The sequence below is a fragment of the Sphingomonas sp. Leaf9 genome, assembly GCF_001421355.1.
Taxonomy (GTDB): Bacteria; Pseudomonadota; Alphaproteobacteria; order Sphingomonadales; family Sphingomonadaceae; genus Sphingomonas.
The window spans coordinates 1-20,248 of the sequence record NZ_LMKC01000006.1 but is presented as its reverse complement, the minus strand read 5'-3'; the positions used below and the strand labels follow the sequence as shown (position 1 = coordinate 20,248).

14 protein-coding genes are annotated in these 20,248 nt (G+C 69.1%); 5 read left to right on the top strand and 9 right to left on the bottom strand.

Features of this window, described 5'->3' with window-relative positions; genetic code table 11:
* Nucleotides 1-30: 30 nt before the first annotated feature.
* A complete protein-coding gene (locus ASE58_RS16145) occupies nt 31-3,042 on the bottom strand; it encodes a TonB-dependent receptor (protein WP_235513656.1) in 3,012 nt (1,003 codons plus the stop codon).
* Nucleotides 3,043-3,305: 263 nt separating this feature from the next.
* Between ASE58_RS16145 and ASE58_RS16140 the strand changes: the two genes are divergently transcribed.
* The 5 genes from ASE58_RS16140 (at nt 3,306) to ASE58_RS16120 (ending at nt 10,671) form a co-directional block, all read left to right on the top strand.
* On the top strand, nt 3,306-4,811 hold the full coding sequence (locus ASE58_RS16140; protein ID WP_235513655.1) for a tryptophan halogenase family protein: 1,506 nt from the start codon (nt 3,306-3,308) through the stop codon (nt 4,809-4,811).
* Nucleotides 4,812-4,966: 155 nt separating this feature from the next.
* Complete coding sequence (locus ASE58_RS16135) at nt 4,967-5,911, top strand: endo alpha-1,4 polygalactosaminidase (RefSeq protein WP_055823655.1); 945 nt, start codon at nt 4,967-4,969, stop codon at nt 5,909-5,911.
* An 83-nt stretch (nt 5,912-5,994) separates the two neighbouring features.
* Nucleotides 5,995-7,749, top strand: a complete 1,755-nt coding sequence (locus ASE58_RS16130; RefSeq protein WP_055894797.1) for a type I secretion system permease/ATPase — start codon at nt 5,995-5,997, stop codon at nt 7,747-7,749.
* Nucleotides 7,749-9,125 (top strand): HlyD family type I secretion periplasmic adaptor subunit, encoded by a 1,377-nt coding sequence (locus ASE58_RS16125; RefSeq protein ID WP_055823649.1) that lies wholly within the window; start codon nt 7,749-7,751, stop codon nt 9,123-9,125. The genes ASE58_RS16130 and ASE58_RS16125 overlap by 1 nt, the downstream gene beginning before the upstream one ends.
* The gene (locus ASE58_RS16120; RefSeq protein WP_055823646.1) at nt 9,115-10,671 is read left to right on the top strand and encodes a TolC family outer membrane protein; all 1,557 of its coding nucleotides are present in this window, start codon (nt 9,115-9,117) and stop codon (nt 10,669-10,671) included. The genes ASE58_RS16125 and ASE58_RS16120 overlap by 11 nt, the downstream gene beginning before the upstream one ends.
* A 27-nt stretch (nt 10,672-10,698) precedes the next feature.
* Here ASE58_RS16120 and pelF read toward each other — a convergent pair whose 3' ends face one another.
* The 8 genes from pelF to ASE58_RS18475 form a co-directional block, all read right to left on the bottom strand.
* Nucleotides 10,699-12,168: a GT4 family glycosyltransferase PelF gene (pelF, locus tag ASE58_RS16115; protein ID WP_055823982.1), complete on the bottom strand. Its 1,470-nt coding sequence runs from the start codon at nt 12,166-12,168 to the stop codon at nt 10,699-10,701.
* Nucleotides 12,165-13,007, bottom strand: a complete 843-nt coding sequence (locus tag ASE58_RS16110) for a hypothetical protein (protein ID WP_055823644.1) — start codon at nt 13,005-13,007, stop codon at nt 12,165-12,167. Before ASE58_RS16110 ends, pelF begins: the two co-directional genes overlap by 4 nt.
* Nucleotides 13,004-13,945, bottom strand: a complete 942-nt coding sequence (locus ASE58_RS16105) for a hypothetical protein (RefSeq protein WP_055823641.1) — start codon at nt 13,943-13,945, stop codon at nt 13,004-13,006. The genes ASE58_RS16110 and ASE58_RS16105 overlap by 4 nt, the downstream gene beginning before the upstream one ends.
* Nucleotides 13,942-15,402, bottom strand: a complete 1,461-nt coding sequence (locus ASE58_RS16100) for a hypothetical protein (RefSeq protein ID WP_055823638.1) — start codon at nt 15,400-15,402, stop codon at nt 13,942-13,944. Before ASE58_RS16100 ends, ASE58_RS16105 begins: the two co-directional genes overlap by 4 nt.
* Nucleotides 15,399-17,132, bottom strand: coding sequence for a hypothetical protein (locus tag ASE58_RS16095; protein ID WP_156347791.1), 1,734 nt, complete (start codon nt 17,130-17,132; stop codon nt 15,399-15,401). Before ASE58_RS16095 ends, ASE58_RS16100 begins: the two co-directional genes overlap by 4 nt.
* Nucleotides 17,129-17,992 carry an endo alpha-1,4 polygalactosaminidase gene (locus tag ASE58_RS16090; RefSeq protein ID WP_055823629.1) on the bottom strand — a complete coding sequence of 288 codons (864 nt, stop codon included), beginning with the start codon at nt 17,990-17,992 and terminating at the stop codon, nt 17,129-17,131. The genes ASE58_RS16095 and ASE58_RS16090 overlap by 4 nt, the downstream gene beginning before the upstream one ends.
* A gap of 2 nt (nt 17,993-17,994) precedes the next feature.
* Nucleotides 17,995-19,392: an exopolysaccharide Pel transporter PelG gene (pelG, locus tag ASE58_RS16085; protein ID WP_055823627.1), complete on the bottom strand. Its 1,398-nt coding sequence runs from the start codon at nt 19,390-19,392 to the stop codon at nt 17,995-17,997.
* A 79-nt stretch (nt 19,393-19,471) separates the two neighbouring features.
* On the bottom strand, nt 19,472-20,248 hold a 777-nt coding region (locus tag ASE58_RS18475), incomplete at its 5' end, for a calcium-binding protein (protein ID WP_200909390.1).

Genomic DNA, 20,248 nt, shown 5'->3' with positions numbered 1-20,248 from the left:
AGGCATCAGGCCACCTCCTGTTCGCGATCGTTAGTCGCCGAAGCGGAAGCGCAGGCCGACCCCGTAATAGCGCCCCTCGTCGCGGACATCGATCGGCGAGGTCCGGCCCGGCTGAAAGTTCACATAGTTGCGGAACGGCCGCGCCAGGATGTTGCCGATATCGGCGCTGAGCGTGATGTTCTTGTTCAGATCGTAGCTCATGCCGGCGTCCAGTCGGTCGCGGGCATAGGTGCTGCGGCCGGCATATTGGAACCCGGTCTGCGGATCGGTGTCGTAGCTGTTCACCCAGTCTGAGCGCCGGTTGTACGACAGCCGCGTGACCAGCCCCGATTTTTCGTAGAAGACCGCCGCGTTGTAGGTCCATTTCGACAGGCCGGGGATCGTCAGATACTCGCCCGGCCCCTTGAAGGTGTCGGTCTGCGGATCATAGCCGTTGGGATAACGGTTCTTGCCGGTCAGGTAGCTGACGTTCGCCGACACGCCGAGACCACTCAGGGCGCCGGGCAGGAAGTCGAAGAAGGTCTGGAAATTGGCCTCGGCCCCCTTGATGTTGGCATCGGCCGCGTTGATCGGGTTCGTCAGCTGCAGGATGCCGTATTGCGGATCGTCGCGGAAGCGCGTGACGTTGGTGGTGAAGCCGAAGATATCCCGCTGGAACACCGCAACGCTGACGAAGCCGGTGCGCGAGAAATACCATTCGAGGCTGACGTCGTAGTTGGTCGAGGTGAACGGCTTCAGCGACGGATTGCCCTGCGACCCCGAATAATTGGGATAGATCCGCCCCGGAATCCGGCAGCTCGTCGTATCGTTCGGGTTGTAGTTCGGCGAGGTCGCATCGAGGCACGGCTGATAGATCACCGGCTGAATGTTCAGCCCCGGATTGAGGTCGCCGAAATTCGGCTTCGTCCGCGTCTTGGTATAGCCCAGGCGAAGCTGGAGCTTCGGGGTGAAGCGGATACGCGCGCTGAGGTTGGGCAGCAGGTCGAGATAATCCTGCTTCTCGGTACGCTGCGACAGCGACCGGGTGCAGGTGTCATCGCGCGGATCGGTCGGCGTGCCGCCATCGTTCAGCGTGCAGATCGACGAGGTGCCGGTGCTGGTGCCGTTGGTCATCACCGCGCGCAGGCCGAGCAGGCCGTCGACCTCGATACCGCCCAGCGCGAAATCATACTTGCCCTGGACATAGGCCGCATAGCTGCGCTCGTCGGCCGACCAGCCCGAGGTCGGCGACACCTGAATCTCCTCGGTCGACCATTCGGTCAGCCGGTCCTTGAAATACTGGCTGGTCGGGAATTGCGCGACGAGGCGGACGAGCGTGTCGTAGGTGTATTTACGCAGCGCCTCGCGGTTGTCGAAAATGCCGGCGCGCGAGGGTTGCAGGTACGACACGAACCCTTGCGCACTGCCCCGGAACGGATCGATCGTGCGTTGCAGTTCGCCGACCGGCAGCGAGGTATAGGGGATCATCGCGTCGGTCAGGTCGGCGTAGCGATTGCCCTGAAAGGTCCGCTCGCTGTGGCGCTGCGTGGCGCGCAGGCCGAATTGCAGCTTGGGCAACACCGCCCAGTCGGTGTCGAGCGCCAGGTCGCCGCGCCACTGCCACCCGTCGCCCTTCACGTCATAGGTGTCTTCGTAATAGCCGCGGAACATGTAGTTCGCGGGATTGAACGGATCCCAGGTCGGGAAATTGAACGCCGCCCCACCATCGCGATTGAAATTGATGTCGACGGTCTTGGCGCCGACGGTACGGAAATCGAGGCTGAAACTGTCGGAGTTGTAGCGGCTCCAGGTATAGGCGAGGTCGGTCGACAGCGTTGCGCGATCCGTCGTCCAGCGGCCGCCGGTCGCGAGCTGATAGGTGTTGGTCTCGTCCGCCTTGGTGCTGCGATACCCCTGCGCCTCGGACCCCGATGACTTGGTCAGCGATGCGGCCTGTGGCACGCTTGCCGGATCGAAGCCGGGATTCTGCCCCGGACGCAGCTTGATGTCGCTGAACGACTGCCCTTCGAGCAGTACGACATTGGTGAACACCGGCGGCGTCGAATTCGGCCCCCAGTTTTCGACGGGCACGTTGAAATTGTCGGCATAGCCGCGCCCGCGATAGCCCTGATAGATGCCATCGACATACAGTTCGATATCGGGCGTCGGCTTATATTGCAGCGAGAAGTTGCCTGACGGGCGATACCGCTTGCCGCCGTCATTATACAGGCCGACATTGTTCGGGAAATAGAACAGGCCGTTCGGCAGGTTCTCGCGGACCTTGCGTCCCTGCGTCAGATAATCCGAATAGAATGAGTCGCGGACATAGCCGTCATTGTAGCGGACGCCGTTATAATATTGCGACTGCGCATAGGTGATGTTGGCGAGGATGCCCATTTCGCCATCGCCGACCTTCCACCGGTCGGAGATCAGCACGTTGCCGCCCGGATCATACTTGCGGCTCTGGTCGTTGTAGGTGCCCCGGAAGCCGCCCGCGATCACCCGGCCGTTGAAGTCGAGCGGGCGCCGCGTGCGCACGTTGACGAGGCCGGCAAGGCCCGGTTCGACCAGATCGGCGGTGCCCGACTTGTAGACTTCCATGCTGGCGATCGCCTGTGCCGGGAAATCCTGCAGCTGAACCCGTCGCAGCTCGGCGGTGAACAGTTCGCGGCCGTTCACCGACGTCGCGACGTCGGGCAGGCCGCGGATCAGGACGGTGTTCACTTCGTCGCTGAAGCGTTCGACCTGCACGCCCGCGATGCGCGCAAGGCTTTCGGCGGCGGTATAGTCGGGCAGCTTGCCGATATCGTCGGCGACGATCACGTCGACGATCGCGTCCGAATTGCGCTTGATCGCCTGCGAACTGGCAAGGCTGCGGCGCAGGCCGCGCACCAGGATCTCGCCCTGCTCCTCGTCCTTCTTCGTGGCGTCGGGCACTTCGATCGTCGCGCCGGCATCGGCGCCGGCGGGCTTTTCGGTCGGCGACGTCTGGGCAAATGCCGGTGCTGCGGACAGCATGAACGGCACGATGGCGACCGACGCCATCAGCGTGAAGCGACGCATGATTCCTCCCCCATGGATATTCTTTTTCTGTCTGACAAATGGCTATGCGCGATTTGTCATACTTACAAGAGGCTTTTGTTGCCGATATATGTCTGGTTCGGATCGACCGTTGCAAAAACGCAACTGTTATAATATATCAAGAATGGGCCGTAATTTGCATGGTTCGGGCGTATGTGCCTGTTTCGAGTAACGATATTAGCCGCTTAAGCCTGGATAGCGGGACAGGGCATCGGCAGGCGGATTGCAGGACGGAGGGGGTACGCGTGGTCGACGAAGCGCCGGGCGGGGTACGACGGATCGTCATCGTCGGTGGCGGCACCGCCGGATGGATGGCCGCGGCGGCGCTGTCGCGCGCGCTGGGACCGATCGGCCGCACCGTTACGCTGGTCGAGTCCGATGCGATCGGGACGGTCGGCGTGGGCGAGGCGACGATCCCGCCGATCCGCGCGTTCAACGCCATGCTCGACATCGACGAGGACCGGTTCCTGCGCGAGACGATGGGCAGCTACAAGCTGGGCATCGAATTCGTCGACTGGAGCCGGATCGGCGCGCGCTATTTCCATCCGTTCGGCGCGGCGGGGCAGGATTTCCACGGCGTCCCCTTTCACCAGCTCTGGCTGCGCCACCGCGCGCGGGGCGGTACCACCCGGCTGACCGACTATTCGATGTGTACCGTTGCCGCACGCGAGGGGCGTTTCGGCATTGCGGCGCCGGGGGATCGCACCCCGCTCGCGCATATCGCCCATGCCTATCACTTCGACGCGACGCTCTATGCCGCGCTGCTGCGCCGGGTGAGCGAGGCGCAGGGCGTCGTGCGCCATGAAGGGCGCATCGTCCGGGTGGATCGCGACGGCGAGCGTGGCGACGTGACCGCGCTGTTGCTGGAGGACGGACGGCGGATCGCGGGCGACCTATTCGTCGATTGCTCGGGGTTCGCCGGGCTGCTGATCGAAGGGGCGCTCGCCACCGGCTATCACGACTGGTCGCACTGGCTGCCGATGGATCGCGCGCTGGCGATGCCGACCGGACGGATCGATCCGCTACCCCCCTATACCCGCGCCACCGCGCATCCCGCCGGATGGCAATGGCGCATCCCGTTGCAGCATCGCACCGGCAACGGCCATGTGTTTGCCAGCGCCTTCACCACCGCCGATGCGGCCGAGGCGCTGCTGCGCGCGCATGCCCCCGGCGCGCCGTGCGGCGATGTGCGGTCGCTGTCGTTCACCACGGGGATGCGGCGGCGGGCATGGTCGCACAATGTCGTCGCGCTGGGCCTTGCCGCCGGGTTCGTCGAGCCGCTGGAATCGACCAGCATCCACCTGATCCAGCACGGCATCCTGCGGTTGCTGGCGTTGTTTCCGGGTGCTGCGGTGCATCCCGCCGAACGCGACGCCTATAACGCCGACATGGCCCGCGCGTTTGCCGCCGTGCGCGATTTCGTGGTGCTGCATTACAAGGCGACGCGGCGCGACGACAGCGCGTTCTGGCGCATGGTGCAGGCGATGACCGTGCCCGACAGCCTGGCCCACCGCATCGAGCTGTGGCGTGCGCAGGGGCGGCTGATCCCGCAAGAGGGCGACGTCTTTCAGGTGCCGAGCTGGGCGGCGGTGCTGACCGGGCAGGAATGGTGGCCCGCCGCCTATGACCTGGCAGTCGACCGGCTGAACGCCGCGTCGGTCGAGGCGGCGATGGCCGACATGCGCGCCGCCTATCGCCGCACCGCGCTGGCGCTGCCGGCGCACGCCGCCGCCCTGCCCGCCGCGTACTAGCCGGCGCGCGGCGATCCGTCCGCTCGCGCGGCTAACCCGTGGAATTGCCCTACAAATACCCGGCCGGCAGGGAAGGCCCGATCCGCGTCTCGTGGAATCGATTGCGATCCTCCGAGCCGTGCCGTAGCGGCGTCGCGACTCAAGGGGGATGGACGATGCGATCGGGAGCCGGATGGCGGGCTGTGCTGGGCATGATGGTCGCGCTGGGCATGGCGGGATGCGGCGGCGGCGGGGATGACGGCGACGGTATCGTGACGACCACCCCCACCCCTACGCCATCACCCGTCCCGACCCCTACCGCGACCCCGTCCCCCGTCCCGACCCCTACCGCGACCCCGTCCCCCGTCCCGTCGACGACCGGCAGCTGGTGGCGTCCTGACGCAGCGACGACGTGGCAGTGGCAGCTGAGTGGTACCGTCGATACCCGCTATGCGGTCACCGCCTATGACATCGACCTGTTCGACACGCCGGTCACCACCATCGCCCAGCTGCACGCGGCGAAGCGGCGGGTGATCTGCTATTTCTCGGCCGGGTCGTCCGAAAACTGGCGCAGTGACGACGGCAAGTTCGCCGCGTCCGACCGGGGTTCGGCGCTGGACGGTTGGGTCGGCGAACGCTGGCTGTCGGTAACGTCGACCACGGTGCGCGCCGTGATGCAGGGCCGGCTCGACCTTGCCCGGTCGAAGGGGTGCGACGGCGTCGAACCCGACAATGTCGATGGCTATGCCAACCGCAACGGTCTGGGCATCACCGCCGCGCAGCAACTCGACTATAACCGCTTCCTCGCGCGCGAGGCCCATGCGCGCGGTCTGGCGATCGGGTTGAAGAACGATCTGGACCAGATTGCGGACCTGGAGGGGGTGTTCGACTTCGCGGTCAACGAACAATGCCACGAGTTCGACGAATGCGGACAGCTCAAGCCGTTCACCGCCGCCGCCAAGCCGGTGTTCGTCGCCGAATATAAGGGCGATTATCGCAACAATAGCGGCGGTGCGCGCGACCGGCTGTGTTCCGCGTCCCGCGCGGCCGGGCTGCACACGCTGGTGCTGGCGCAGGCGCTCGACAATAGTTTCCGCTTCGCCTGCGACGTCGAGGGATAGCGACGGGACTGCGGCTTCCCCGCACCGGATCGATGTCCCCCCTGCAAGGCAGCTTTTAACCTTTCGCCGCCATAACGCCACGCATGTCGCCTACCCTTTCGTCGTCCCCTTCCGGCAATCTGCTGCACGACACGCTGCGGCGGTGCCGTCGCCATTTGTGGGCGGCGGCGCTGTTTTCCGGTCTGGTGAACATCCTCTACCTCGTGCCGTCGATCTTCATGCTGCAGGTCTATGACCGGGTGGTGCCGACGCGGGGCGAGGCGACGCTGCTGCTGCTGACGCTGATTTTGGGCGTGTCGCTGGTGGTGTTCGCGGTGCTGGATGCGGTGCGGATGCGGCTGCTGCTGCGCGCGTCGATGCGTCTGGAACGAAGCGCCGCCCCCGGCATCCTGATGCGGATCATGGGCAGCGATGTCGGCAGCACCGGCCGGCAGTTGCAGGCGCTGCGCGATTTCGACACGCTGCGCGGCACGATGGCCGGGCCGATCATGATCGCGCTGTTCGATGCGCCGTGGGCACCGATCTACATCGCGATCTCGTTCCTGCTGCATCCCTGGATCGGGGTGCTGGCGCTGCTCAGTTCGCTGCTGCTCGCCGCCCTTGCCTGGGCCGGGGACCGGACGACGGCCACGGCGATGCGCGATGCCAATGGCCGCGCGATGCTGGCCAACCGCGAACAGGATTTTTCGATCCGGATGGCGGAGGTCGCGCGCGTCCTGGGGATGCGCAACGCGCTGGTCACGCGGCATTTGCTGGAACGGGCCGACCTGGTTCGGCGGCAGGCCGACATCGCGGCGACGCAATCGCGGTTCCTCGGCATCACCAAGTTCCTGCGCCTGTTGCTGCAATCGCTGGCGCTGGCGCTGGGGGCATTGCTGGCCATTCGGCAGGAGATTTCGGGCGGCGCGATCTTTGCCGCCTCGCTGCTGCTCGGCCGCGCGTTGCAGCCGGTCGAACAGATACTGGGCGCGCTGAAACCGCTGGCCAGCGCGCGCCAGGCATGGGGCAACCTCAGCGCGTTCTGCGCCCTGCCCGAACCCGGCACTACCGCGACCAAGCTGCCGGTGCCCGAGGGGCGGATCGACGTGCGCGCGCTGACCGTCCGCGCGCCCGACAGCGACCGCGAGATCCTGTCCGACATCAGCTTTTCGATCGAACCGGGACAGGTCGTCGCGCTGGTGGGGCCGAGCGGGGCGGGCAAGTCGACGCTGCTGCGCGCGCTGGCCGGCGCGCTGTCGCCCGACAGCGGCGACGTGCGGATCGACGGGGCCAGCCTGCCCGACTGGAACCACGAACAGCTGGGCCGGCACCTGGGCTATATGCCGCAGTCGCCCTCGCTGTTCCCGACGACGGTCCATGCCAATATTTCCCGATTTCAGGCGGTATTGGCGGGCGATGGTCCCGACATCGACGACCGCGTGGTCGCGGCAGCGATGCAGGCGGGCGCGCACCCCCTGATCCTGGGGCTGCCGGCGGGCTATGGCACGATGCTGACGATGGCGGACGGGGCCGGGCTGTCGGCGGGTCAGGGGCAGGCGGTGGCGCTGGCCCGCGCGCTGTATGGCGATCCGGCGATCCTGTTGCTCGACGAACCCAATGCCCATCTCGACAGCGAAGGCGAGGCGCGACTGGTGCAGACGATCGAAGCGTTGCGCGCGCGCCGCGCGACCGTCGTGGTGTCGACCCACCGCACCGGGCTGTTGCAGGCGGTCGACAAGATATTGCTGCTGAAGGACGGACGCATCCAGTTGTTCGACGATCGCGACCGCGTGATCCGCGGCCCCGCCCCGGCGCAAGGTGCCGTGCCGCCGCCGATGACCGCCGGGGGAGCTGGCTGATGGACGGCACGATCATTCCGGCCGATCGCCGGCAGGACGCGGTCCATGCGCGGATCGCGCGGGAGCTGGCGCTCGACGATTCGCCCCGGTCTGCCGTCCGCATGGGCGCGATCGTCGCGATCCTGTTCTTCGTCGTGGCGCTGGGCTGGGCGGCATTTGCCCGGTTGGACGCGGCGGCGGCGGGCGAAGGCCAGGTCGTCGTCGCCGGCAACCGGCAAACGGTCCAGCACCGCGACGGCGGGATCGTCCGGGCGATGCACGTGCGCGACGGACAGCATGTCGCCGCCGGTCAGCTCCTGTTCCGGCTCGACGGCGGGGAGGTTGCCGCAACCGAGCGCGCGCTGGCCGCCAGCGTCATCGACCTGCAGGCGCAACGCGCCCGGCTAGAGGCGGATGTGCGCGGCGGCGCGATCCGCTGGCCCGACGAATTCGCCCGTGCGACCGGCGACGACCGGCGTTTGGTCGAACGCGCCAAGTCGCTGCAAACCGCACAGGCCACCGCCCGCGCCGCCGCGCTCGCCGCCAATGGCGCGGTGTTGCAGCAGCAGGCGGCGGGCGTCGCGCGCCAGTCGGGCGGGTTCGCGGCACAGGCGCGCGCGACCGAACGCCAGCGCCAGTCGCTCCAGCAGCAATTGGAAAGTACACGCCAGCTGGCCGACCAGGGCTATGTCTCGCGCAATACGGTGCGAGCGATCGAGCGGTCGATCCAGCAGCTCGACGGGGCCGATGGCGACTATTCGTCCCGCGTGGCGGCCGCGCGCGAACAGATCGGGCAGGCGCGCGCCGAACAGGTGCAGACGCGCCGCCGCTATGTCGAGGATTCGGCGACCCTGCTGCGCGACACCCAGTTCCAGCTGAACGAGGCGCTGCCCAAATGGGCGGCGGCGCGCGAACAGCTGGCGCGCACCGACATCCGCGCGCCGGTCAGCGGGCGGGTGGTCGGGCTGCGGGTATTCTCGGTCGGCGGCGTCATCCAGGCGGGACAGCCGATCCTCGACATCGTGCCCGACGCCGCGCCGCTGGTCATTCGCGCGACGTTCCTGCCGACCGATATCGACGGGGTGGCGCCCGGGCGCGAGGCGGAGGTGAAGTTTCTGTCGCTGCACGAACGCGACCTGCCGATCCTGCTCGGCACCGTCGCCACCGTATCCGCCGACGCGCTGCGCGACGAGGCCAGCGGGCGCAGCTATTTCAGCGCGGAGATCACCGTGCCGCGCAGCCAGATCGCGCAGATCGAGGCGGTGCGCGGGCGCGATACCGGCATCCGGCCGGGCGTGCCGGTGCAGGTGACGGTGAAGCTGCGCGCGCGCACGGCGCTGCAATATTTGCTCGATCCGCTGACCGAAGCCTTTTCGAGGTCGCTCCATGAACGCTGATCTTCGTATCGTGCCGCTGGCGGTGGCGGCGGCAGTGTCCGTCACTCCCGCGGCACAGGCGCAGGATGCGCTGGTTGCGGCGATCGCCGATGCGTATCGCAGCAACCCGACGCTCGACGCGCAGCGCGCCGAACTGCGCAGCCTCGACGAAACGATCGTGCAGGCCGGCGCGCCGTATCGCCCCACGGTCGGGCTGAACATGGACTTGCAATATCGCTCGGCCGATCAGCGCAACGTGCTCGACGATTTGGTCACCAATCGCAGCCGGACGATGGCCGCGACGCTGAGCGCGCAGCAGATCCTGTTGAACGGCGGGCGCACCGCCGCGCAGGTGTCGATCGCCGAGGCGCGGGTTCTGGCCGCGCGCGAACGGCTGCGCCTGGTCGAAAATGCGATCCTGCTGGAAGTGGTCGATTCCTATGTCGCCGTCCGGCGCGACAGCGATCTGGTCGCGATCCAGGGCCGCTCGCTCGACAGCTATGACCGGCAGGTGGCCCAGGCGATCGCCCGCGAACGCGGCGGCGACCTGACCCGTACCGACATCGCGCAGGCACGCGCGCAGGCGGAGATCATCCGCGCGCAGCTGGCGCAGAGCCAGGCCAATCTGCAGGTCAGCCGCGCCCGTTTCGCCACGGTCGTCGGGCGGATGCCGGGGACGCTGGGCGAACCGCCGGTGCTCAACGGCGTGCCACCCTCGCTGGACGCCGCCTTCGCCATTGCCCAGCGGGAAAGCCCGGCGATCGGCGAAGCGTTGCTGTCGGCGCGCGCCGGGGATGCGCGGATCGCCGCCGAACGGGCCGAACGCGCGCCCGTGGTCGCGCTGTCGGGCGGCTATGGCTATCGCACCGCGAACAGTTTCCAGACTCGCGACCTAGGTGCGCAGGCCAGCGGCGGGGTGACGCTCACCATGCCGCTGATCGCCGGCGGGGTGATCGGGTCACGCATCCGCGCGGCGCAGGCCGACCGCGAACGGCTCGGCTTCGAGGTGGAAAGCGCCCGGCGACAGGCACTGGCCCAGACGCAGGATGCGTGGAACCAGTCGCTGGCGGCGACCAGCGCGGCGGCGGCCGGGAGAATCGCGACCCAATCGGCGCAAGAGGCGCTGACCGGCGTGCAGCGGGGGTTCGCCGAGGGGTTCCGTTCGAACTTCGAAGTGCTCGATTCGGAGCAACGCCTGCTGAACGCGCAGCTGGTGCTGACCAACGCCACCTATTCGGCCTATGCGGCGCAGGCGCGGTTGCTCGCGACGCTGGGCCGGTTGCAGGCAGCGTTGCTGGCGCAAGGAGTGCCGGCCTATGACCCCGCCGTGCCCGCGCGCGCGGCGAAGGCTGCGGTGATCGGGCCGATCGATCCGGTGATGGCGGCGATCGATCGCGCGCAGCTGCCCTCCAGCAGCTTCACCCCGCAACCGCCGCTGTCGGTTGCGGTCGATCCGGTCCTGCGCCCGGCAACGACTCCGCCGCCGCAAGGGAGCCTTGGCGACAAGCTCCCGCTGCTGCCCAATCCGGTCATCGCGGACCTGAACGATACGATGGTCACCGGATAGCAGCGCCGGCGGCGGCGCGCCTGCCCGCTACCGCGCCGCCAGCTCGCCGTAGAGGTCGCGATACGCGCCGATGATGGTCGGATGGTCGTAATCGCGCAGCACCCGGCGGCGCATCGCCTCCCCCATCGCGTGGCGGACATCGGGTTCGCCGGCGATCGCGCAGATGCCCGCCGCCGTCGCCTGCGGATTGACCAGCGGGGTCACGATCCCGCCATGGCCCGGATCATGGGGGCCGCGCCCCTCGATCATTTCGCGGCAGCTGCCGACATCAGGGGCGACGACCGGGATGCCGCACGCCCCCCCTTCGAGGATGACCAGCGGTTGCGCCTCCGACAGGCTGGTCAGCACTAGCAGGTCGATCCGGTTCATCCAGTCCTCGATTCTGACCCGCCCGGCAAAGGTCAGCACGTCGCCCAGTTGCAGGTCGGCGACCAAGCGCGTGCATTCGGCGGCATATTCCGGGTCCTCGTCCTCCGGACCCAGCACGACGAAGCGCAGATGCGGCTTTTGCGCATGGGCGATGGCGCAGGCACGGATGAAGGTCTTGATATCCTTGATCGGCACCACCCGGCCGAGCAGCGCGACCAGCGGGTGCGCCGGGTCGCGCGCGTCGGCCAGGTGCGCGAAGCGCCGCGCATCGATACCGTTGGGGATCACCTGTACCCGGTCGGCCGCCGCGCCCAGTCGCCGCTGCACCGCGTTGTTTTCGCCATAGAGCGCGACGATCGGGTCGCACGCGTCGTAGCAGGCGGTGGCATAGCTGGTGAAGGCGCGCACCCACAGGTCGCGCAGGTCGCGGACGCTGCGATCCATCTCCAGCCCGGTATCGACCTGATCGCCGATCCATTCGGCCATCATCACCTCGATCTGCCGTTCGAGCAGGTAGATGCCATGTTCGGTGATGAACGCCGGTCGCCCGGTTTCCTTCGCCGCGCGCGCCGCCAGCAACCCGGCGAACCCGGTCGAGATCGTGTGATAGGCGCGGGCACGGGGCAACGGCGCGGTCAGCACCGCGAGCAACCCGCCCAGCAGCACCCGCATCGCCCAGAAATAATGGTGGAACGATGCCTTGGGCAGCAGCGCCTGATAATGCCGCTTCAGCCGGGCGAAACAGGCCGGATGGGCAAGGATGTCGCCCGGCGTCGGTCGCCGGCCATCGACGTCGAGCAGGTCGATGAGCCGTGCCAGCGCGTCACCGCCGCCGACCGCGACGAAATCGACCAGCGCGTCGGCGATCGCGGTGGCGCGTCCGCGCGGCAACCCGCGCGGCATCGCGGTTTCGGGGGCAAGCGCGATCTCGACCACCTGCACAACGTTCGGCGGCGGCGTCAGCTGGAACGGCAGGGGGCTGGCCGACGGCTTGATCGCGACGATCGCAAAGCGAATGTCGGGCAGGCTGGCGATCAGGTCCTGCAACCATCCCGACACGCCGCCGACGACATAGGGATAGGCCCCCTCGACGATCAGGCAGATATCGGCGTCGTCGGGTACGCTCATGCAGCCGCGCTGTTCCGCCACCACGCCGTCGCCGGCACCATCCGGTCGTCCTCCACCGGAGTCGGATCGGCCGCTGCGACCAGCGCGTCGATCGCGGCATAGTCGCCGGCGGCCCACAGCGCCTCGATCCGCACCGCGTGGGGGGTGGCATCGTCCAGCAGCGCCAGCGCGTCGTCGCGCAGATGCGCCCGCTGCGAATCCGACAGCAGCAGGTTGGCGCGCGCATGGTCGGCCAGCAGCGCGATCAGCGTCGCGCGCGCTTCGCCATCCGCGCCCTTCGCCTCCAGCATGGCGCGACCATCGGACAGGTTCTGCACCACCCGCGCCGACGCGGCGGCGGCCAGTGCGCGAATCGTCTGGTCGCTGTCAGTAAGGGCCAGCGCGATCAGCGGCGAGAGCGCAGGCTGGAACGAGCGGACCACCGTTTCCAGCGCGCGTCGCCGATCCGCGACCTTGCCGTGGCGCATCACCGTCACCAGCGAATGGAGCGTGTCCGGTTCGGCGTGGAGGACCCGCCCGTCGAGCATCCGCGCAACGGCGAGGCTGGCACCCCGGCGCGCCGGTCGCGCGCGGATCACGCGGTCGGGCAGCGGCAGCGGCGGGCGGCTCGTGCGTGGCAGGCGGGCGACGATCCCGCCGACCCCTATCAGCGCCGCCGGGCCGAAGATGCCGGCCATCGCGGCGGCAAATCCGATCGAGCGCCCCTGTCGCAACCACAGCACATAGCCCAGTACGACGAGCGGCACGTGGACGAACAGCAGCACCGCCTCGCCGGAGCTCAGGGCCAGGCCGACGACCGCGACATCGATTGCCGCCGCGATCGGCAGCATCGGCTTCATGCCGCCCGGCCCGACGGCGCGACCATGGTGGCAGCATTTCGTTCGCGTGCGGCGATCAACGGGGCCAGCCACCCCCCCATCTCGGCCATTTCCGCCAGGGCATTGGCGCCCAGCGCGGCGAAGGGCAGGCTGTGGATCACCAGGCAGCCGACGACCGATCCGCCGTCCCGTTCGATCAGCGGAATGGCGATTACGCCCATCCCGTCCAGTACGACGCGATCGGTACGATGGCCGACATGGATCGGCTCGCTCCGCCGCAGCACCTGCATCGCTAGCGCGTCGGGCAGGATGTCGGGCCGGGTCATCGCGGTCGCACCGCGCAGCCACGCGCGGGCCTCCGCCCCGGCAAAGCGGTAGCAGGTGAAATCCTCACTGCGGGCGGCCATCGCGATCAATGAGGCCAGTGCGGCGCGACGCTCGGTCGGCTCGATCGCGCTCAGCCGGGTGGCGGTCGCGACGATATGGCCCAGCGTGCGGGCGTCGGTCGCGACCTCGACCTGCAAGGCGCGGTTGGTGCGCGCCAGGCGGTGGAACGCGTCGGTCAGGCGCGCAACGTTGCGCTGCGCGATCCCGGCGCGCCGGTCGAGCAGGCGATAGCGCCCGACGCGCAGGATCGTCACCTCGCCGATGATGACCGCCGCGACGAACCACAGCAGCGGCGGCAGCGACAGGTGCAGCAGGTGGTCGAGATAGTCGCGCTCGCCGCCGCCCGAACCGGCATGGAGCAGCCACAGGCCCGATGCGATCGCCGCCGCCGCCAACGCGGGCAGTGTGCCATAGGCCAGCGCCATGACCAGCACCGGCAGCCACAGCGGATTGGGCTGAATATCGGCAAAGGCGTTGCCATGGCCGACAACCCGGTCGATTACGACCAGCGCCCCGAACCCCACCGCCAGTTCGGCCGCGACCCGCGCGATGCGGGGAATCCGCCCGGTCATCGTCCACTCCCTAGGCCGCGGCTGAGTAGCGCGCGTGCGAAAACCTGTTGCCCCGGAAAGCCCGGCCGCGCGATCGAGCTGATCCCGCCGCTGGCCTCGATCCGCCAGGCCGTCGCGACCGGCAGGTCGAGCCCCAGGCTGGCGCTGGGCCCGTTACCGCCGAAACGATCGACCGTCCAGCCCGCGAGGCCGGTCAGCTGCGCCCGCCCCATCGACCCGCTGACCAGCCCCTGCAGCGTATGGTTTTCGCGGTTCACGAGATCGACCGCCGTCCGCCGCAGCCGTTGGACATATTCGCCGTCCAGACGATAGGTCAGCCCGAACGCCAGCCCCCCCCGCCTGAGGATATAGTCCAGCCCGCCGGAAAGCGTCAGCGTGTCGCTGGTCGGGTCCAGCCCGGCAAGGCCGTAGCGGTTGCCGCCGACATCGATCTGGCCGACCAGACCCGGCGCGATGCGATAGGTGCCGCCGACAGAGATGCGCGACAGATAGCCGCCGCCGATCGCCTGTTCGACGGTCGAATAATCGGGCTGGTGCAGCAGCAGCGCGGCGCGCCATTGCGCCTCGGCCGATCCGGCGACCACGCGTGCGCCGCCGCCGGTCACGCCGCTGTCGAGCGCGCCGGACAGCACCGCCTGCATCCGGGTGTCGTCGCTGACCCGCACCGTCGCGGCGACATCGACCACCGGGGCGGTATGACGAAGCGTCCGCGTGTCCGCATCCACCCGGCTCGCCACCGCGCGCACACCGCCGCCCAGCGTCAGACGGTCGTTAAGCGCGGCATCGACCCGCGCCGCCGTTTCGACCTGCGACAGGTCGCCGCCACTGCGCAGCGTCGTTCCGATGCTGGCGACACCGGGGGCAAAGGCCCGCGCCCGGCGCGCGACGGGATCGGTCGCGCCGATCCGGCGATACGCCGCCGCCGCGCCGCGCACATCGCCATCGGCGCCCCGGGCATCGGCAAGGATGCGCCCGACGCGCGGGTCATCGGGTTGCGCGCGGGCCAGCGCCTCGGCCGCGCGGCGGCCCTGCCCCGGATATCCCGCCGCCACATCCGCCTCGATCGCGAGCAGCCGGGTGTCGAGGTCGACCGGCGGTTCGGGCGCATCGGCAGCGACGGCATCGCCATGCGCGGCGAAATCGACCGCGATCAGCGCCCCGTCCTGCCGCCATGCCATGTCCCACCCGATCGCCGGGCGCAGCACGAGGCTGGCGTCGTTCCAGCGCAGGTCGCCGATCGCCGCGCCACCGGCCCGGCGAAAGGCGTCGATCGTCGCATCGTCGATCGGCCGGTCGAACCGGACGACGAGCTCGCGGTCCTGTTCCTCGGCCGTGATCGTCGTGCCCGGTTGCCAGACCAGCTGCGTCGCACCGCCCGCGATCTGCGTATCGTGGAGCAGGTCGGGCGGCACGCGCAGCGTCGGCGTGGCGGCGGCAAGGAGCGCGAGCAGGATCACGGGGCCGGCACCGCCCGTGCGCGACCCGGTTCGCCGCGCGCGATCAGCAGGCGGGTCTGCAAATTGGCGAGCGCCCGGTCTCCGGGGTCGGCCGCGCGCAGCCGTTCGACCATCGCCACCGCCTCGCGCGTCCGGCCGAGGCGGTCGAGCAGTTCGGCCCGGTCGCGGCCATTCTCCGGCGTCGCCGCCAGCGCGCGTTCCAGCCACGGCCGGGCGGCGCTCGCGCCATGCGCCTTTGCCTGCGCATCGGCCATCAGCCGCAGCGCGACCACATCGCCCGGCGCATCGTCCAGCTGGTCGCGCAGCAACGCGATGGTCCGGGGGGCATCGCCGCCGTTCCACGCGCTCCACGCCAGGTCCATCCGGTCGCGCGGGGCCGCGATCCCGGCGGCGATCCGCGCGCGCGCAAGGGCGGCGGCCTGTGCCGGATCGACGCGCCGCGGAGTCGCCGCGCTGACGCCACGCAGCTGTTCGACCGACAGCGCCCGCCCGTCGAGCAGCCGGGCGAGCAGTCCCCGCCCCGCCGCGCCGTCACCCACCGCATTGGCGAGCGTCAATTGCGTCAACAGCGTCTCGGTCCGATCGGCCAGCGGGTGACGGCCGAGAAACGCCAGCGCCGTGGCCGGGCGGTCGCGTTCGGCATAGGCGGTCAGCCACTGGCGCTGTTCCTCGGCACTGCCCGACGTGGCGCGCTGTCGCAGCCAGGCCAGATCGCCTTCCCCCGGCCGGGGACCGAGCAGGTAGAGCAGCCGGCGGGCGGGCGCGGTGTCGGTCCCCCCCTGCGCCGCCGCGCGCTTGAGCAGCGTGGCGGCGTCGTCGCGCGCGCCAAGCGCGATCAGCCGTTCGGCAAGGGTCGGCAGGTCGGCACCGGGACCCTCCGCACGGGCGAGGAGTTGCCGCCGCAATCCGGCGGTGTCGCCCGCCTGCGTCAGGATCGCTTCGCGCGCCGCCTCCACCTGTTCTGCCGGCAACAGCGCCGCCGCCGCCAGTGCGCCATCGCGGTCGCCGCGTGCCTGTGCGACGCGGATCGCGGTCCATGGATCGCCGCGCCGCCAGTCGCTGCCCACCCGGTCCAGCGTCGCGATCAGGTCATATTGCCCCTTCGCCGCCAGTCGCCGGACCAGATCGAGCGTCAGCGCCGGATCGGGGCGGGGAATCGCACCGCGCGCGGCGGCGGTCACCAGCAGGTCCGGCCGGTCGAGCGCATAGGCCGCCGCGACGATCGCCGGCGCGGGCACGCCGCCCGGCGTGGCGACGGTGCGCGCCAGCAGCGCGGCCGCCTCCGCCCGACGTCCGGTCTTGGCCAGCAAATCCATCCTGAGCGGCCAGCTTTCCGCGCTGTCGCCATCGGGCCGCGCCGCCAGAAAGGCCAAGGCAACGGGGCCGCGCCCGGCGGCGGCAAGGTCATAGGCGACCTGCAGCGTCGTGACGCGTTCCCCCGCGTCGATCAGCTGTTTGGTCAGCGCGGCCAGCGTCGCCGCATCGGCGGTGCGGATTTGGGCGGCGATCTGGGGCAAGGGCGGCGGGCGATCCGCCGGGATCACCGACAGCGGAACCGCCGGCGGCGGGACGGCCACCGATGCGCCCGACAGCTGCGGATGCGCGCGCCGTTCGGCATGGCGCACCTCCAGCTGCCCCGGCAGGAGCATCAGCGCGGCGGCCAGCGTCGCCCCGCCGACGATCGCCGGCACGCCGATCGCCAGCCAGCGTTCGGAGGCGGCCGCCCTCATCGGCGCGGCTCCGGCCATAGTCGGTCGAGCGCGAGCGTGGAGACATAGGGCAGGAAGCCGGCAGCGCGTTCGCGGTCGTACAGCGCGGCGACCGCCGTGGTATCGGCCGGGTCCCAGTAATCGAGCGTATGCAGCGCGAGGGCGGGATGGAGCGTCCGCGCGTGGCGCAGCCGATCGGCCTGCCACTGCCAATCGCTGTCGGACAGCGGCTCATACGCCTTCGTCGTGAAGTTCCACCGGCTTGCCATCGCTTCGCCCAGCACATGGTCGATGCTGGGCGCCACCGCGTCGAGCAGCGCATAGCCCCGGTTCAGCATGATGCGGATGGCGGGAAACCGCGCGCGCACCGCCGCGATCAGCGCCGCCCCGCCCTGCACCATGCCCTTGTTGCCGATCGGATTCTGCCGTTCCATCGCTTCGGCGTTATCCATCGTATCGATGAAGATTCCGTCATAGCCCTTTGCCAGAATTTGCGGGACGATCGTGTCGACGATCGCGCTGGTCCATGCCGGATGGCGCAGGTCGACGAACCGCGCATCGGGCCAGTTGGGATTGGGTGCCCCGAGCGCGCCTGCCCGTTCCAGTTCGGCGAAATAGGGTCGCTGCCGTTCGACCTCGCCAAAGCTGACATAGCCGAGCAGCCGTGCGCCGGGACCGCGCAGCGGCGCGATCGGGCGGGCATGATGCGGTTCGAGGACCAGCAGGTCGTACGTCCGGGCGATGGCCGGTACGCTCGCCGCGCCATAATCGACCGCCCAGCGCGTGCGCGGCGGCGGGCTGCCGTCCGCGCGGCGGCGCAGCGCGAGGGTCAGCGCCATCGTGCCCGCGCCAAGGCCCATCAATCGCCGCCGTCCGATCATCGTCACAGCCAGCGTCCGCCATTGCCGACCACCGCCGGATTATTGCCGACGAACAACAGATAGGTCAGGTTCACGCTAGCCTCCGCCACCATGGCGATACCGACCGAGGCACCGACCACCGCGCCCGCCATATAGCCCCAGCCAAACGCCGCCAGCCCCGCATCGAATTGCAACCATGTCGCGATCGCGCTGCCGATCGCGAATGCCGCCCACGTCGCGAGAATCCGGCCGAACAGGTCGTAATAGGCGAGCACCACGGTTGTCGCGATCGCGGCGAGGTGAAACACGACGCCGAGCGAGGTCTGGCGAAAGGCGAAAATTGCGCGAACATCGGCGCCGATCAGGTCGAACAACGGCACCGCCAGCACCCACGCCAGCGCCGCCACCAGCAACTGGACCAGTATCAGCAGGCGGATGCCGTTGAGCATCACGCGGACCAGATCGGTGCGCGCCTCCTCGATCCGCTCCATCGTCGATGTGCCGGTACAGCGCGCCAGCATGCTGCCGAACGCGCGGTCGAACCGGGTTTCGGTGACGATCAGCAACAGGGTCAGCCCCGGTACGATCGTCAGCAGGCCAAGGAAGCTGCCTTCGTCGTTGATCGGGTTCAGCCGGAGCAGCCCCAGCGCCTGGCCGCTTTCCGGGCCGAACCACAAAATCCACTTGTCGATCCAGATCGCGATCACCCCGGCGATTCCGGCGAGCGAGATGATCGTCGCCAATCGGCGCGGCATCGCGCCGGCAGCGGGCAGCACGGCGTCGCCGGTGAAATGCCGCCGCAGCAGCATCAGGATCGCGGCCAGCGTCGCGCCGACGCCCAGCCCCACGGCGGCCAGCACGCCGGTCGCCCCGGCATGCGGCAACAGCAGCAACGCCCCGGTCGCGAGCATGATACCCAGCAGATAGGCCGCCGGCACCGCGCGGAACCGGTCGAGCGTCGTCAGCATCGGTGCCGCGATCCAGATCTGCGTCAACCATGCGAGCGTCACCGCCGACAGCAGCGCGGTCGCCGGCGGCAGTCCGCCCAGCCCGGCGTAGAGGATGAGGCCGACCGTCAGGCCGATCGCGCCGCCTGCCGCCAGCGCGGTCAGCAGGATGCCCGGGATCGCCGCGCTGTCGCGCGCGAACAGGCGGTCGGCGACCAGTCGGGTCGCGACGATTCCGACCGGCGCGGCCGCCAGCGCCGACACGCTGAACGCATAGATCAGCACCGTCTGCACTAGATGTGCGGCTTGGCCTTGCAGGTGGTGCGCCGTCCAGCGTTCGAGCAGGATCATGCCCGCGGCGGTCAACAGCCATGGTCCCGAACTGATGATCGCGCCATGCACGGCGGCGGCGGCGATCCCGCCCACGCCGCCTTCGCGCGCCACCCGCGCCAGTTGAAACCCGATGCCCGCCATCACTACCCTCGAAACCCCGGATGCGGGCCCTGACCGCCTGTCGGAATAGGGCCTATAACGCGGGTTTCGTAACGGTCCCTTACAGGAAGAAGTCGTTCGTCGTCAGATTGTGGTGGCCGAGCAGCGCGATCGAGAAGTCGGCGATGGTGCCGGCCCCGGTGTTCCCCTCGACGACGGTATATTCCTTGCCGTCGATCATCTGGAAGCTGAAGCGCAGCTGTGCCGCGCCGGTGAACTTCGCGCCGGGCGTGGCGAGCAGGTTGAACGCCTGGTCGCCGCGGGCCAGCATCGACGTGTTGGCATCGATCGCCGACAGGTCGATCTTGTCCGCGCCCGACCGGAAATCGGTGATGATGTCGCGCTGCGAGGCGAGCGTGGAAGAGTCGCCCGATTTCTCGAAGCGGAACACGTCGTTCCCCGCCCCGCCGGTCAGCACGTCGCGGCCATCGCCACCGATCAGGATGTCGTTCCCGTCGCCGCCGTTCAGCGTATCGTTGCCAAGGCCACCGATCAGGCGATCGTTCCCGCCCAGCCCGTTCAGCACGTCGTTGCCCCAGCTGCCGTCGAGCACGTCCTGTTCGCCGGTGCCGTTGATCGTTTCCGACATGATCGTGCCGGTCTTGGTGATGCCGACGACGTCGGTGACCGATACCGACAAGGTCTGCGTATCGACCGCGCCGCGCGCGTCGGTGGCGACGACCGTGACCGAATAGATATTGTCGTGATTGGCGTCGGTCGGATTTTCGAAATCGGGCGCGGCGAGGAACTTCAGCACGCCGCTGGTCGGGTCGATGGTGAACTTGTCGCCGTCGGCCGTCGCCGCGATCGAGAACTTGATCGAATCGCCGAACTTGAT